This is a genomic window from Geodermatophilus poikilotrophus (assembly GCF_900111455.1).
Lineage (GTDB): Bacteria > Actinomycetota > Actinomycetes > Mycobacteriales > Geodermatophilaceae > Geodermatophilus > Geodermatophilus poikilotrophus.
Genome location: NZ_FOIE01000002.1, coordinates 154,032 through 168,451, shown reverse-complemented (window position 1 = coordinate 168,451; position 14,420 = coordinate 154,032). Strand labels below are relative to the sequence as shown.

The window sequence follows — 14,420 nt, the reverse complement described above, 5'->3', positions numbered from 1 at the left end:
CAGTCCGGCCGGGGCACTTACGCTCGGTCCGTGACCGCTCACCTGGCAGATCCTCCTGCGTCCGGCACCCAGCCGACGCTCGCTGCCGGACGGCGGGTGGGCGGCCTCGACGTCGCGCGCGGCCTCGCCGTGCTGGGCATGTTCGCCGCCCACCTGGGCGACACCGGCGAGCTCGGCTGGAGCCCCTCCACCTGGACGGCGCTGGTCGACGGCCGCCCGTCGATCCTGTTCGCCACGCTGGCCGGCGTCTCCATCGCCCTGCTCTCCGGTGGCCGCACCCCGGCGTCCGGCCGGGAGCTGGCCCGGGCCCGCACCCGCATCCTGGTCCGCGCCGCCTGGGTGTTCGCCATCGGCGGCGTCCTGGAGCTGCTGGACACCGACATCGCGGTCATCCTCGGCGTCTACGCGGCGCTGTTCGTGCTCGCGCTGCCCTTCCTGACCTGGTCGCCGGCACGGCTGCTGCTGGCCGCCGGCGTCGTCGCGCTGGCGGGACCACCGCTGGTGGTCGCGGCCGCCCAGGTCATCACCCGTCACGGCGACGGGGGCGTGGCCCTGGCCTCCCTGCTGGTCACCGGCAGCTACCCGGCCGGGGTGTGGCTGGCCTTCGTGCTGGTCGGCCTGGCGGTGGGCCGGCTCGACCTGCGGGCGGCCCGGGTGCGCGCGGCGCTGACCGCGAGCGGTGCGGCGGCCGCGGTGGTCGGCTACGGCGGAGGCTGGCTCAGCGCACGGCTGCTCGCGCCGGGACAGGAGCTGGAGGGGATCGAAGCCGGCTTCGACCTCTCCGGCACGTGGGACGCGGCCTGGTTCGCCGGCGCGGAGCCGCACAGCGGGACGACGTTCGAGGCGGTCGGCTCCACCGGCGTCGCACTGGTCGTCATCGCCGCCTGCCTCGTCGTGGCGGATCGGCTGCCGCGGCTGACCTACCCGCTGGCCTCCGTGGGGGCGCTCGCCCTCACCGTCTACTCCGCGCAGATCGTCGCCATCCGGGTGCTGGCGGTCGGCGACGAGGACTGGGGCACCTGGGCCGCGTTCACCCTCACCGCCCTGGTGCTGGCCACGGTCTGGCGGCTGCAGTTGGGCCGCGGCCCGCTGGAGCGGCTGCTGACCTGGAGCTCGCGGCGGGCCGCCGGACCCTGAGCTGCGGGCCGTAGCCTGGTCCCTCGTGTCGAGGAAGCCCGTCGTCGGTGTGCTGGCCCTGCAGGGCGACGTCCGGGAGCACCTCGCGACGCTGCCCGGGCTCGGTGCCGAGGCGGTGACCGTGCGCCGTCCCGAGGAGCTGGCCGGGGTCGACGCGCTCGTCGTCCCCGGTGGGGAGTCGACCACCATGGCCAAGCTGGCCGCGCGGTCCGGGCTGCTCGGACCGCTGCGCGACGCGGTGGCCGGTGGGCTGCCGGTGTACGGCTCCTGCGCCGGGATGGTCATGCTGGCCGACCGGCTGCTGGACGCCCCGGCCGACCAGGTCACCGTCGGGGGGCTGGACGTGACGGTGCGCCGCAACGCCTTCGGCCGGCAGGTGGACTCCTTCGAGTCGCAGGTCGAGGTCGACGGCGTGGCCGGCGGTCCGGTGCACGCCGTCTTCATCCGGGCGCCGTGGGTGGAGCAGGCGGGGGAGGGCGTGCAGGTGCTCGGCCGGGTCGTCGGCGGATCCGCCGACGGTAGGATCGTCGCCGTCCGCCAGGGGAACCTGGTGGCCACCAGCTTCCACCCCGAACTGACCGGGGACCGCCGGGTGCACGCGCTGTTCGTCGACATCGTCCGCCGTCACCTGGCCGAGCAGGCCGGCGTGGACGCCGGGAACGAGAGGGGCACTTCGTGAGCGAGCGTGCGAGCTCAGCGGCGACCACAGCAGCGGGGCCGCGAACGCGGCCCACCAGCGCCAGCGAGGAGGACTCGTGAGCGGCCACTCCAAGTGGGCGACGACCAAGCACAAGAAGGCCGGGATCGATGCCAAGCGCGGCAAGCTCTTCGCCAAGCTGATCAAGAACATCGAGGTCGCGGCCCGCACCGGCGGCGGTGACCCGGCGGGCAACCCGACGCTGTTCGACGCCATCCAGAAGGCGAAGAAGAGCTCGGTGCCCAACGACAACATCGACCGCGCGGTCAAGCGGGGCGCCGGTCTCGAGGCCGGTGGCGTCGACTACCAGACGATCACCTACGAGGGCTACGCGGCCGGCGGCGTCGCCGTCCTCATCGAGTGCCTGACCGACAACAAGAACCGGTCGGCCATGGAGGTGCGCACCGCGATGACCCGCAACGGCGGGTCGATGGCCGATCCCGGCTCGGTGTCCTACCTGTTCTCCCGCAAGGGCGTCATCGTGGTGCCGAAGTCGAAAACGGTCGACGAGGACACTGTGCTCATGGCGGTGCTGGACGCCGGCGCCGAGGAGGTCCGCGACCAGGGCGACACCTTCGAGGTCGTGTGCGAGCCGACCGACCTGGTCACGGTGCGCACCGCGCTGCAGGACGCCGGCATCGACTACGACTCGGCAGACGCGGGCTTCGTGCCCAGCGTCTCCGTCGAGCTCGACGAGGAGGCCGCGGGCAAGGTGTTCCGGCTCATCGACGCGCTCGAGGACTGCGACGACGTGCAGAACGTCTACGCCAACTACGACGTCTCCGACGAGGTGCTCGACAAGGTCGGGTAAAGGACCACCCTCCCCCCCACGCCTCGCGAGCTCGGCGCGGGTCCCTGGACGGTGGCCGTTCCAGCACCTCACCCGGCTCGCGGCGGGGCCCTGCAGGGAGGCCGTTCCCCCACGTCACCGGGCGCGGGCGTGTCGTGCCGTCCCGTCGTCCCGGGCGGCTACCGTGGGTCGAACACCAGTTCGGCTGACGGCAGGAGGCGCCTCCATGCGGGTGCTCGGCATCGACCCGGGCCTCACCCGGTGCGGGTGGGGGGTGGTCGACGGCCGTCCCGGCGCCCGGCCGACCGCGGTCGGCGTGGGGGTCGTGCGCACCGCCGCGGAGCTCGACCTCGAGCTGCGGCTGCTGGAGCTGCACACCGCCGTCACCGCCCTGCTGCGCGAGCACCGCCCCGACGTCGTGGCGATCGAGCGGGTCTTCACCCAGAACAACAAGGGCACCGCCACGGGGACGGCGCAGGCCGCGGGCGTGGCCGCGCTGGCCGCCGCGCAGGCCGACCGGCCGGTCGCCTGGCACACCCCGAGCGAGGTCAAGGCCGCCATCTCCGGCAGCGGCCGCGCGGACAAGGAGCAGGTCACCCTGATGGTCACCCGGGTGCTGGGGCTGGCGAGCCCGCCCAAGCCGGCCGACGCCGCCGACGCGCTGGCGCTGGCGGTCTGCCACGCCTGGCGCGGGCCGGCGCAGCAGCGCCTCAAGGTCGCCGCGCTGGCCGGCGGGATCGGCGCGCCGGTGGTGCAGCGGACGCTGCCGCGGTGGCAGGGGGTGTCCCGGTGATCACAGTGCTGACCGCCGTGCGTCGTCGCGGCAGCGCGCCCGTCCCGACGAAGGTGCGGCGGTGATCGCGAGCGTGAGCGGCCGGGTGGCCGCCGTGTCGCCGGACGGCGCGGTCGTCGAGGTCGGCGGCGTCGGCCTGGCGGTGCAGTGCACGCCCGGCACCATCGCCCGGCTGCAGGTGGGGGAGAGCGCCCGGCTGGCGACCAGCCTGGTGGTCCGCGAGGACTCCCTGACCCTGTACGGCTTCGCCGACGACGACGAGCGCCAGCTGTTCGAGCTGCTGCAGACGGCCAACGGCGTGGGCCCGCGCCTGGCGCAGGCCGTGCTCGCCATCCACCCGCCGCGCGAGGTGCGCCGGGCGGTGTCGATGGCCGACGTCAAGGCGCTCATGCAGGTCCCCGGCATCGGCAAGAAGGGCGCCGAGCGGCTGATCCTCGAACTGCGCGACCGGCTCGGCGTCACCTCGACCGACACCCAGCTCGACGGTGCCGCCCCCGCGGGCCTGCCCGCGGTCACCCCCGTCGCCCCGTGGCGCGACCAGCTGGCCTCCGCCCTGGTCGGCCTGGGCTGGACCGGCAAGGAGGCCGACGCGGCGATCGGCCAGCTCGCCCCGCTGGCCGACGAGCAGGTCACCTCGACCGGCTCCGTCGAGGTCGCCGTCCTGCTGCGCCAGGCGCTGCGCCTGCTGGGCCGGTCGTGAGCGGCTCCGGGGCCGTGCCGGCGCGGCCGGCCGGGAGCGAGCAGGTGACGCGATGAGCAGCCCCTTCGACCGTGGGTTGTCCGCCGAGCCGGCGGAGGGCCTCGCCCGCGACTTCTCGGTGTCGGCGGCGGCCGGGGACGAGGAGCGGGTCGTCGAGTCGGCGCTCCGGCCGCACTCGCTCACCGACTTCATCGGCCAGCCCAAGGTGGCCCGCCAGCTGGAGCTGGTCCTCGAGGGCGCCAAGCGGCGCGGCCGCCCGCCGGACCACGTGCTCCTCTCCGGCCCGCCCGGCCTGGGCAAGACGAGCCTGGCGCTGATCATCGGCTCCGAGCTGGGGACGTCGGTGAAGATCACCAGCGGCCCGGCGATCGAGCGCTCCGGCGACCTCGCCGCGATGCTGTCCAACCTGGCCCCGGGCGACGTGCTCTTCATCGACGAGATCCACCGGATCGCCCGTCCGGCCGAGGAGCTCCTCTACATGGCGATGGAGGACTTCCGGGTCGACGTCGTCGTCGGCAAGGGGCCGGGGGCGACCGCGATCCCGCTGGAGATCAACCCGTTCACCCTGGTCGGGGCCACCACCCGCGCGGGGCTGCTCACCGGGCCGCTGCGCGACCGGTTCGGCTTCGTCGGGCAGATGGAGTTCTACGAGCCGGCCGAGCTGCAGCAGGTGCTGGCCCGCAGCGCTGCGCTGCTCGGCGTCGAGCTCACCGCGGACGGCTCGGCGGAGATCGCCGGCCGGTCCCGGGGCACCCCGCGCATCGCCAACCGGCTGCTGCGCCGGGTGCGCGACTACGCGGAGGTGCGCGCCGACGGGCGGGTGACCCGCGCGGTCGCCGAGGCGGCGCTGGCCCTCTACGACGTCGACCACCTGGGGCTGGACCGGCTCGACCGCGCCGTCCTCGAGGCGCTGGTCATGCGCTTCAGCGGCGGCCCGGTCGGCGTCGCCACCCTGGCGGTGGCCGTGGGTGAGGAGCCGCACACCGTGGAGGAGGTGTGCGAGCCGTTCCTCGTCCGCGCGGGCCTGCTCGCCCGCACCCCCCGCGGGCGGGTGGCCACCGAGGCGGCCTGGCACCACCTCGGCCAGCCGGTGCCGCGCGGCGGCGTCCCCCTCGGTCGCGTCACAGCCGACCCACCGGCCCCGGGGTCGTCGTCAGAGACGTTGTTCGACGCCTAGACTGCGGAGCGCTGGCGCGCAACTCGTCCGGCGTCGCCGCGCGCGTCCCGCTCGGCTGCCCGGATGTCCCCGCGCCGCAGCCGACGCACCCGACGCGGTCCCGTCCCGGGCCGCACCCACCGTGGCCCGTACGGCGCGGTAGAGAGGCACATCTGTCGTGGAGTTGTTCCCGCTCGTCATCCTGGTCCTGGCCTTCGTGCTGCTCATCGTGCTCCCGGCGCGGCAGCGCAAGAAGATCCAGGAGCAGCAGCGGACGCTGCAGGAGTCGCTGACCCCCGGCACCCCGGTCATGACGACGGCGGGCCTGCACGGCACCGTCGCCGCGCTGGGTGAGGGCACCGTGGACCTGGAGATCGCCCCCGGCGTGGTGGTCACCTTCGCCCGGCAGGCGGTCCTCGAGATCCGCAAGCCCGCGGTGGCCGACCCGGCCGCCGACGGTCCGGTGCTGCCCGGGGACGACGCGGACGGCGGCCCGGCCGACCGCACCCGCTGACGCGGAGCCGCCCCGTGGCCCAGCGCACGCTGCCCGCCCGCCGGTACTTCGGTGCCTTCCTGCTCGTCGTCGCCGTCCTGTACGGCCTCGTCTTCCTCACCGGTGACACCCGCACGCCGCAGCTCGGCCTCGACCTGCGCGGGGGGACGACGGTGACCCTCAACGCCGCCACGCCCGACGGCCAGGCCCCCGATCCCACCGAGCTGGAGCTGGCCCGCCAGATCATCGAGCAGCGGGTCAACGGCCTCGGCGTCGCGGAGGCCGAGGTGGTCACGGAGGGCGACTCGAGCATCGTCATCTCCGTCCCCGGGGACGACGGCGAGCAGGCGCGGGAACTGGGCCAGACCGCACAGCTGCGCTTCCGCCCGGTCGTCCAGGGCCCCGAACCGGCCACCCCGGCCGCCGAGGAGACCCCGGCGGGCGAGTCGGCCGCGCCCGGCGGCGCCGCCGGCGAGTCGGCCGCGCCCGCCGACCCCGCCGCTCCGTCGGACCCCGCGGCGCCCAGCGACCCGGCCGCGCCGTCCGACGGCGCCGTCGCCGACCCCTCGCTGCCCGAGCCCGGCGCCCCGCCGGTCACCCAGGAGCAGGCCGCGGCGGAGTACGCGACGCTGACCTGCGACCCCCAGGACACCACCCCCGAGGTCGACCTGCCGGAGAGCCACGTCGCCGCGTGCACCGAGGACGGGTCGGCCAAGTACCTGCTCGGCCCGGCGATCATCGAGGGCACCCAGGTCGCCGACGCCAGCGCCGGGACCCAGCAGGGCACCGGTGAGTGGGTCGTCCTGCTGGACTTCGACAGCGACGCCGAGGCCACCTGGGCGGCCTACACCGCGGCCAACGTCGGCAACAACGTCGCCTTCACCCTCGACGGCCGGGTCATCTCCGCACCCACCATCCAGGTGCCGATCACCAGCAACCCGACCACCATCAGCGGCTCCTTCGACCAGGAGAGCGCCGAGGAGCTGGCCAACCAGCTGCGCTACGGCGCGCTGCCGCTGACCTTCACCCAGGCGACCGCGCAGTCCATCTCCACCGAGCTCGGCGCCGAGCAGCTGCAGGCCGGCCTGATCGCCGGCGCCATCGGGATCGCGCTGGTGTTCGTCTACGCGCTGCTCTACTACCGGCTGCTCGGCCTGGTGATGATCGCCAGCCTGGTGCTGTCGGCCGTGGTCGTCTACGGCGTCCTGGTCGTGCTGGGCCGGCAGATCGGCTTCACGCTCAGCCTCGCCGGGATCGCCGGTTTCATCGTGTCGCTGGGCATCACCGCGGACTCGTTCGTCGTGTACTTCGAGCGGCTCAAGGACGAGATCCGCGAGGGTCGTACCCTGCGCTCGGCCGTTCCGCGCGCGTGGGTCCGCGCCCGCCGCACGATCCTGTCGGCCGACGCGGTCAGCTTCCTCGCCGCGGCGATCCTCTACGTGCTGGCGATCGGCGACGTCAAGGGCTTCGCCTTCACGTTGGGCATGTCGACGGTCCTGGACCTGGTCGTCGTCTTCCTCTTCACCCACCCGCTGATGGCGGTGCTGGCCCGCTACCGCGCCTTCGGCAGCAGCCGCTTCTCCGGCCTGGGCGGCAGCCTCGAGCGCCCGCGCGCGGTCGCGAGCCGCCGTCCTCCCCGGGACCGGGAGCTGGTCGCCACCGGCGCCGGCCGCACCGCGCAGGACAGGAGCGACGCATGACCGGCCGCGACCCCCGAGCGGGCACCGACGAGCTGCCCGTGGGCACCGACGCCGACGAGGCGGCCGCCGCCGGCAGCGCCGCCGACGACGCCGCGGCGGCGGCGGACGAGACCGCGCTCGCCGACGCCGGGCTGCCCCGGGAGGGCGAGACCGGCACCCGGCGTCCGCAGCGCCGCGGCTCCCTGGCGCACCGGCTCTACAACGGTGAGGCCGGGCTGGACGTCGTCGGCCGCAGCCGGCTGATCTACCGCGTCACCGCGGTCGTGGTGCTGCTGTGCATCGCCGCGGTCGTGTTCCGGGGCTTCAACTTCGGCATCGACTTCGCCGGCGGCAACAGCTTCCGGCTGCCGGGCTCCACCGAGCAGCTCGCCGCGGTGCAGGACGCTGCCGAGGACGCCGGCGCCGAGGTCGCCTCCGCCCAGGTGGTCGGCGGCAACACGCTGCTGCTGCGCACCGGGGCGCTGGACAACGACACCGAGCGCGCGGTCGTGGACGCCGTCGCCGGGGCGGCCGGCGTGCAGCCCCAGCAGGTCAGCCCGGAGGCGGTGAGCGCCGAGTGGGGCCAGGACATCACCAACCAGGCGCTCGTCGCCCTGGCCGTGTTCCTCGTCGCCGTCATCGCCTTCCTGGCGCTGCGCTTCCAGCCGAAGATGGCGGTCGGCGCCATCGCGGCGCTGGTGCACGACATCGTCGTCACCGCCGGTGTCTACGCGCTGATCGGCTTCGAGGTCACCCCGTCGACGGTCATCGGGTTCCTCACCATCCTGGGCTTCTCGCTCTACGACACGGTCGTCGTCTTCGACAAGGTCGACGAGAACGTCAAGGACCTGGACAGGTCGGCGCGGATGACCTGGGGCGAGGCGGCCAACCTGGCGGTCAACCAGACGCTGATGCGCTCGATCAACACCACGGTGATCGCGCTGCTCCCGGTCGCCGGCCTGCTGTTCGTGGGTGCCGGGCTGCTCGGCGTCGGGACGCTCAAGGACCTCGCGCTGGTGCTGTTCGTGGGCCTGGCCGCGGGTGCCTACTCCTCGATCTTCCTGGCCACGCCGATCGTCGCGGACCTCAAGGAGCGCGAGCCGGAGGTCCAGGCACTGCGTCGCCGGGTGCTCGCCCGCCGGTCCTCCCAGGCGCGGCAGGGCGGGGACCGGGCAACGGGCACCGGCCCGGTCGCCAGCGCCCGACGCGCTCGCGGTACCGCCCGCCGGACGGCCGGGGTCGCGCTCGCCGAGCGCGAGCAGGACCTCGGTCCGGCGCAGGCCGACGTCGTGGTCGAGTCACCGGAGTCGGTGCGCCCCGACCCCCGGCCGTCGCCCCGCAGCGGTGCGACCGCCGCGCCGCGGCCCGGCGCCCGCCCGCAGCCGGGGGCCCGCCGCTCCGGCGGCCGGAAGCGCCGGTGAGCGCCTCCGCCGCGGCGGGCAGCTCTCCGCTGGACGAGCTCATCGCCTCGCTCGCGGTCCACATCCCCGACTTCCCGCAGCCGGGGGTCGTCTTCCGCGACCTCACACCGGTGTTCGCCGACGGGGCCGCCTTCCGCCGGATGGTCGAGGGGCTGGCCGCGCCGACCCTCGTGGACCCCCGCGCCGCCGCGCTCGCCACCCCGGGCACCGGCGACCCCGGCTTCGACGTCGTCGTCGGCGTGGAGGCCCGCGGCTTCCTGCTCGCCGCCGCGGTGGCGCTGCAGGCCGGTGTGGGCGTGGTGCCGGTCCGCAAGGCCGGCAAGCTGCCGCGCGAGCGGCTCTCGGCCGACTACGCCCTCGAGTACGGCACCGCGACCCTCGAGGTGCACACCGACTCCCTCACCCCGGGGCAGCGGGTGCTGCTGGTCGACGACGTGCTGGCCACCGGCGGCACCCTGGCCGCCAGCGTGTCGCTGATCGAGGCGCTCGGCGGTGTCGTGGTGGCGGTGTCGGTGGTCATCGAGCTGACCGACCTCGGCGGGCGCCAGCGGCTGGCGCCGCGCACCGTGCACGCGCTCTGGACCACCTGAGAGGGAGACGACTCCACGGACGGGGTCGCGAGCAGGGGCGTCCCGTCTAGCATGGGGAGGGTCACCCGTCCAACGGCTGAGCAGGAGTCGCCATGGGCCCCGACGCCGCCACCAACGTGGCTGCCGCGCGGCCCGACGCGCCGGCTCTGCCGGTCAGGGAGGGAGCGCCGGCTCTGCCGGTCGCGGAGGGCGCACCGGCCCTCCCCCCGGGGGCCGACCCCGCCGACGGGACCGAGCGCCCGCCGCTGCCGAGCCGCCCGGTGGTCCGCCGTCCGGACGACGTGGGCTCCGAGCCCCCCGGCGAGCAGGACGCGCCGGGCGGCGTGCCCCGGCGCCGGGTGCGCGACCGGCTCGCCCGGCGCATCGTCGCCGGCCAGCGCAGCACGGTGGTCCGCCCGGTGCTCGAGCCGCTGGCGGTGCTCCACCGGCAGAGCCACCCCAAGGCCGACCTCGCCCTCCTCCAGCGGGCCTACGACGTCGCCGAGTCGGCGCACGCGACGCAGAAGCGCAAGAGCGGCGACCCCTACATCACCCACCCGCTGGCCGTGGCCACCATCCTGGCCGGGCTGGGCATGGACACCACCACGCTGGTCGCGGCGCTGCTGCACGACACGGTCGAGGACACCGGCCAGACGCTGGAGTCGATCAGGGAGGCGTTCGGCCCCGAGGTCGCCCACCTGGTCGACGGCGTCACCAAGATCGACCGGGTCAAGCTGGGGGACGCCGCCCAGGCCGAGACGATCCGCAAGATGATCGTGGCGATGGCCCGCGACCCCCGGGTGCTGGTCATCAAGCTCGCCGACCGGCTGCACAACATGCGCACGCTGCGCTTCCTCCCGCCGGAGAAGCAGGAGAAGAAGGCGCGCGAGACGCTGGAGATCCTCGCCCCGCTGGCCCACCGGCTGGGCATGAACACCATCAAGTGGGAGCTCGAGGACCTCGCGTTCGCCACCCTCTACCCCAAGCGCTACGACGAGATCGTGCGGCTGGTCGCCGAGCGGGCGCCGTCGCGGGACACCTACCTCGCCGAGGTCACCGCGGCGGTCACCGACCAGCTCAAGGCCGCGGGCATCCCGGCCGTCGTCACCGGCCGGCCCAAGCACTACTACTCGATCTACCAGAAGATGATCGTCCGCGGCCGGGACTTCACCGACATCTGGGACCTCGTCGGCATCCGGATCCTGGTCGACTCGGTCCGCGACTGCTACGCGGCGCTGGGCATCATGCACGCGCACTGGCAGCCGGTGCCCGGCCGGTTCAAGGACTTCGTCGCGATGCCGAAGTTCAACATGTACCAGTCGCTGCACACGACGGTGATCGGCCCGCAGGGCAAGCCGGTCGAGCTGCAGATCCGCACGCACGACATGCACCGCACCGCCGAGTACGGCATCGCCGCGCACTGGAAGTACAAGGAGAAGGCGCGGCCTGGCGGCAAGACCGGTGACGGCGGGTCCCGAGGCGCCAAGACCGGCTCGCCCGACGACATGCTGTGGCTGCGCCAGCTGCTGGACTGGCAGCGGGAGGCCCAGGAGCCCGGCGAGTTCCTGGAGACGCTGCGCTACGACCTCGGTCCGCAGGAGGTCTTCGTCTTCACGCCCAAGGGCGACGTGGTGAGCCTGCCGGGGAACGCCACCCCGGTCGACTTCGCCTACGCGGTGCACACCGAGGTCGGTCACCGGTGCATCGGGGCCCGCGTCAACGGCACGCTCGTCTCGCTGGACAGCAAGCTCGGCAACGGCGACGTCGTCGAGATCTTCACCTCCAAGTCACCGACCGCCGGACCGTCGCAGGACTGGCTGGCGTTCGTCGGCTCGTCCCGCGCGCGGACCAAGATCCGCCAGTGGTTCACCAAGGAGCGCCGCGAGGACGCGGTCGAGGCGGGCAAGGAGGCGCTGACCCGGGCGATGCGCAAGGCGGGCCTGCCGCTGCAGCGGCTGCTCCGCGACGACGCGCTGGCCACCCTGGCCAAGGACCTGCGCTACGCAGACGTCACCGCGCTGTACGCCGCGGTGGGGGAGAACCAGATCTCCGCGTCGTCGATCGTCGAGAAGCTCATCGCCGCGCTGGGTGGTACCGAGGGCGCGGTCGAGGACATCGCCGAGACGACCATCCCGATGCGGCGCCCGGTGCACCGCCGCTCCTCCGGCGGAGACCCGGGCATCGTCGTCCACGGCATGACCGACGTGTGGGCCAAGCTCGCCAAGTGCTGCACCCCGGTACCCGGCGACTCCGTCCTCGGCTTCGTGACCCGCGGCGGCGGGGTGAGCGTGCACCGCACCGACTGCACCAACGCCGCCGACCTCGAGCGCAAGCCCGAGCGCCTCGTCGAGGTGGAGTGGGCCTCGCAGCCGGGCTCGATGTTCCTGGTGGCCATCCAGGTGGAGGCGCTGGACCGGCACCGGCTGCTGTCCGACGTCACCAAGGCGCTGGCCGACGAGCGGGTGAACATCCTGTCGGCGTCGGTGCAGACCAGCCGCGACCGCGTGGCGGTCAGCCGGTTCACCTTCGAGCTGGCCGACCCGGCGCACCTGGGCGCGGTGCTGCAGACGGTGCGCAACGTCGACGGCGTCTTCGACGTCGAGCGGGTCACCGCCTAGCGACGAGATCGGCGTCCTCGCACGCCCGGTGGGCCCGGACCGGGCGGACCGACTCCGGTCAGCCCGCCGCCAGCCGGGTGGCGGTCACCGCGTACAGCGGGTCGCCGACCCCCCACGGCGTCCGCAGCTCGACCCGCGGCTCGTCGAACAGGCCCGTACGGCGGACCAGCTCGGCGACGACCCGGCCGTGCTGGTCGTCGTCGGTGGCCAGCCAGCCGCGGACGGCCTTCGTCGGGAAGCACCGGTTGGAGAAGGTGATCGCGAGCGGGCCGCCGGGTCGCAGCACGCGCCCGGCGTCGGCCAGCACCTCGATCGGCCGGGTCAGGTAGTCGATCGACACGCAGCAGACGACCGCGTCGACGTCGGCGTCGGGGAGCGGGACCCGCGGGTCGGCGTTGAGGTCGTGAACCACCCGCTCCGTGGCCGCCGGGTTGGCCGCGAGCTCCTCGGCGTTCATGCCCAGCACGACGAGCTCCGACGGCGGCGTCCGGAAGTGCGAGACCCACGACGACATCAGGTCGAGCACCCGCCGGGGTCCGGGCGCGGACCCGTCGATGGCCAGCTCGGCGTAGAGGTCGCCCACCGCGGCGATCGCGGCGTCGTCGATGTGCGTCACGAGCCGGCTTGGGGTGTAGAAGACCCCGTCGGGGCGGTCGTCGGCGCGGTCGAAGAAGCCCGCCGGGAAGCCGGCGTAGGGGTCGGGACCGCCCGGGCGCATCAGGCGACGCTGACCGACTCGATGGTCACCGGGACGTTCGGGGCGCCGCCGCCGGGGCTGGGGTCCAGCGAGCCGTCGTTGCCGTTGGCGGCCACCTCGTCGAGCACCGCGAGGCCGGCCTCGTCGACGGTGCCGACGACGGTGTAGTCCGGCGGTAGCTCGCTGTCGCCCCACACCAGGAAGAACTGGCTGCCGTCGAAGCCCTGGCCGCTGTTGGCCATCGCGACCGTGCCGCGCGGATAGGTCTCCTCGCCGGTCACCTCGGTCGGCGAGGTGTAGGTCGGCCCACCCGCGCCGGTGCCGGTCGGGTCGCCGCACTGCAGCACCTGCAGCCCCTCGCTGTCGACCTCGCGGTGGCAGGGGCTGTCGTCGAAGAAGCCCTGCTCGGTGAGGTGCACCAGGCTGGCGGCCGCGCACGGGGTGGCCGCCCGGTCGAGGGAGAGGGTCAGCTCGCCCAGGTTGGTCGTCACCAGCAGGTCGGTGGTGCCGGCCGCGGGGACGACGTCCTCCGGCGGAGCCACCTCCGTGAGGTAGGGGTTGGCCGAGGAGCCCTCGCCCCAGTCGCAGGCCACCGTGCCGGCTGCCGCCGCCCCGCCGGCAGCCGAGCCTTCGGCGCCGCCCTGCCCGCCCTCGGCGGAGGTGTCGCCACCGCAGCCGGTCAGCGCGAGCAGCGCCCCGGTGAGGCCGGCCGCCGCGTGCAGCCGCCGGCTCACGCGGCCACCGTCAGCGACTGGATGCGGACCTCCTGGGTGGGCGCACCGTCGCCCGGGCCGTTGCTGCTGTCGTTGCCGTTGGCGGCGATGGTGTCGAGCGTGGCCAGGCCGGCCTCGTCGATGGTCCCGAGGACGGTGTAGGACGGCGGCAGCTGGCTGTCGCCGTGGACGAGGAAGAACTGGCTGCCGTCGAAGCCCTGGCCGCTGTTGGCCATGGCCACCGTGCCGCGCGGGTAGGTCTCCTCGCCGGTCACCTGGGTCGGGAACTCGTAGGCCGGGCCGCCGGCGCCGGTGCCGCTCGGGTCACCGCACTGCAGGACCGCGAGGCCCTCGGAATCGGTCTCCCGGTGGCAGATCGTGTCGTCGAAGTAGCCCTGGCGGGCCAGGTACACCGTGCTCGCCACCGCGCACGGGGCGTTGGCGTTGTCCAGCGTGAGGCCGATCGGGCCGACGTTCGTGGTGATGTCCACCTCGGTGGTGCCGGTGGGCGTCACCTCGACCGGCGGGATGCCGGTGTCGGCCTGCAGGTTCGGGTTGGCGGTGGGGCTGGTGGTGTCGGCCGGCGTCCAGTCGCAGGTGCCGTCGCTGCCGTCGACGACGCCCGGCGTGGCCGGGGCGGCCGGCGTGGGTGTGGGCTCCGCGGCGGCGGGGTCGGTGTCGTCGCCGCCGATCCCGGTGATCAGCAGGACGGTGGCGACGACGAGCACGACCGCGGCGGCGCTGATCCCGATCAGCAGGTTGCGACGGCGCTTGCGGGCCAGCTCGGCGCGGCGTTCCAGTTGGCGCTGCAGGCGCCGCTGGGCGGCCTCCCGCCGCTGCTTGTTGCTCGGCACGGGTGGTACTCCTCGAGACGCACGGCTGCGGGGGGACGTCCGGGTGCGCCCGCACCCCGCTGGTCGGACCCCGAGTCTAGGTGCCGGGCCCGACCGTTCCCCG

14 protein-coding genes are annotated in these 14,420 nt (G+C 74.5%); 11 read left to right on the top strand and 3 right to left on the bottom strand.

Features of this window, described 5'->3' with window-relative positions; genetic code table 11:
• Positions 1 to 30 precede the first annotated feature (30 nt).
• From BMW27_RS05275 to BMW27_RS05225, 11 genes are all read left to right on the top strand, one after another.
• Positions 31 to 1,137 (top strand): heparan-alpha-glucosaminide N-acetyltransferase domain-containing protein, encoded by a 1,107-nt coding sequence (locus BMW27_RS05275; RefSeq protein ID WP_217638045.1) that lies wholly within the window; start codon positions 31 to 33, stop codon positions 1,135 to 1,137.
• Between the two features lie 25 nt (positions 1,138 to 1,162).
• On the top strand, positions 1,163 to 1,816 hold the full coding sequence (pdxT, locus tag BMW27_RS05270) for a pyridoxal 5'-phosphate synthase glutaminase subunit PdxT (RefSeq protein ID WP_091440292.1): 654 nt from the start codon (positions 1,163 to 1,165) through the stop codon (positions 1,814 to 1,816).
• 76 nt (positions 1,817 to 1,892) lie between these two features.
• The gene (locus tag BMW27_RS05265) at positions 1,893 to 2,645 is read left to right on the top strand and encodes a YebC/PmpR family DNA-binding transcriptional regulator (RefSeq protein WP_091440289.1); all 753 of its coding nucleotides are present in this window, start codon (positions 1,893 to 1,895) and stop codon (positions 2,643 to 2,645) included.
• A gap of 205 nt (positions 2,646 to 2,850) precedes the next feature.
• Entirely contained in the window at positions 2,851 to 3,417 is a 567-nt protein-coding gene (gene ruvC / locus BMW27_RS05260) for a crossover junction endodeoxyribonuclease RuvC (protein WP_091218019.1), read from the top strand.
• Between the two features lie 61 nt (positions 3,418 to 3,478).
• Positions 3,479 to 4,117 carry a Holliday junction branch migration protein RuvA gene (ruvA, locus tag BMW27_RS05255; RefSeq protein WP_091440286.1) on the top strand — a complete coding sequence of 213 codons (639 nt, stop codon included), beginning with the start codon at positions 3,479 to 3,481 and terminating at the stop codon, positions 4,115 to 4,117.
• 52 nt (positions 4,118 to 4,169) lie between these two features.
• A complete protein-coding gene (ruvB, locus tag BMW27_RS05250; protein WP_091440284.1) occupies positions 4,170 to 5,294 on the top strand; it encodes a Holliday junction branch migration DNA helicase RuvB in 1,125 nt (374 codons plus the stop codon).
• A 157-nt stretch (positions 5,295 to 5,451) separates the two neighbouring features.
• Positions 5,452 to 5,787: a preprotein translocase subunit YajC gene (gene yajC, locus BMW27_RS05245; RefSeq protein WP_091440280.1), complete on the top strand. Its 336-nt coding sequence runs from the start codon at positions 5,452 to 5,454 to the stop codon at positions 5,785 to 5,787.
• A gap of 14 nt (positions 5,788 to 5,801) precedes the next feature.
• A complete protein-coding gene (gene secD, locus BMW27_RS05240; protein ID WP_091440276.1) occupies positions 5,802 to 7,466 on the top strand; it encodes a protein translocase subunit SecD in 1,665 nt (554 codons plus the stop codon).
• Complete coding sequence (gene secF, locus BMW27_RS05235; protein WP_245743317.1) at positions 7,463 to 8,866, top strand: protein translocase subunit SecF; 1,404 nt, start codon at positions 7,463 to 7,465, stop codon at positions 8,864 to 8,866. The genes secD and secF overlap by 4 nt, the downstream gene beginning before the upstream one ends.
• Positions 8,863 to 9,456: an adenine phosphoribosyltransferase gene (locus BMW27_RS05230; protein WP_091440274.1), complete on the top strand. Its 594-nt coding sequence runs from the start codon at positions 8,863 to 8,865 to the stop codon at positions 9,454 to 9,456. Before secF ends, BMW27_RS05230 begins: the two co-directional genes overlap by 4 nt.
• Before the next feature lie 92 nt (positions 9,457 to 9,548).
• Positions 9,549 to 12,053, top strand: a complete 2,505-nt coding sequence (locus tag BMW27_RS05225) for a RelA/SpoT family protein (RefSeq protein WP_091440270.1) — start codon at positions 9,549 to 9,551, stop codon at positions 12,051 to 12,053.
• Between the two features lie 58 nt (positions 12,054 to 12,111).
• Here the strand turns inward: BMW27_RS05225 and BMW27_RS05220 are convergent, their stop codons facing one another.
• The 3 genes from BMW27_RS05220 to BMW27_RS05210 are packed head-to-tail and all read right to left on the bottom strand — an operon-like array spanning position 12,112 to position 14,317.
• Positions 12,112 to 12,771, bottom strand: coding sequence for a class I SAM-dependent methyltransferase (locus BMW27_RS05220; RefSeq protein ID WP_091440267.1), 660 nt, complete (start codon positions 12,769 to 12,771; stop codon positions 12,112 to 12,114).
• Entirely contained in the window at positions 12,771 to 13,484 is a 714-nt protein-coding gene (locus tag BMW27_RS05215) for a peptidylprolyl isomerase (RefSeq protein ID WP_091440264.1), read from the bottom strand. Before BMW27_RS05215 ends, BMW27_RS05220 begins: the two co-directional genes overlap by 1 nt.
• The gene (locus BMW27_RS05210) at positions 13,481 to 14,317 is read right to left on the bottom strand and encodes a peptidylprolyl isomerase (RefSeq protein WP_091440261.1); all 837 of its coding nucleotides are present in this window, start codon (positions 14,315 to 14,317) and stop codon (positions 13,481 to 13,483) included. Before BMW27_RS05210 ends, BMW27_RS05215 begins: the two co-directional genes overlap by 4 nt.
• Between the last annotated feature and the right edge of the window lie 103 nt (positions 14,318 to 14,420).

Coding starts and splice junctions, on each gene's coding strand:
- ruvC (WP_091218019.1), top strand. CDS start 2,851: ATGCGGGTGCTCGGCATCGACCCGGGCCTCACCCGGTGCGGGTGGGGG.
- ruvB (WP_091440284.1), top strand. CDS start 4,170: ATGAGCAGCCCCTTCGACCGTGGGTTGTCCGCCGAGCCGGCGGAGGGC.
- secF (WP_245743317.1), top strand. CDS start 7,463: ATGACCGGCCGCGACCCCCGAGCGGGCACCGACGAGCTGCCCGTGGGC.
- BMW27_RS05225 (WP_091440270.1), top strand. CDS start 9,549: ATGGGCCCCGACGCCGCCACCAACGTGGCTGCCGCGCGGCCCGACGCG.
- BMW27_RS05220 (WP_091440267.1), bottom strand. CDS start 12,771: ATGCGCCCGGGCGGTCCCGACCCCTACGCCGGCTTCCCGGCGGGCTTC.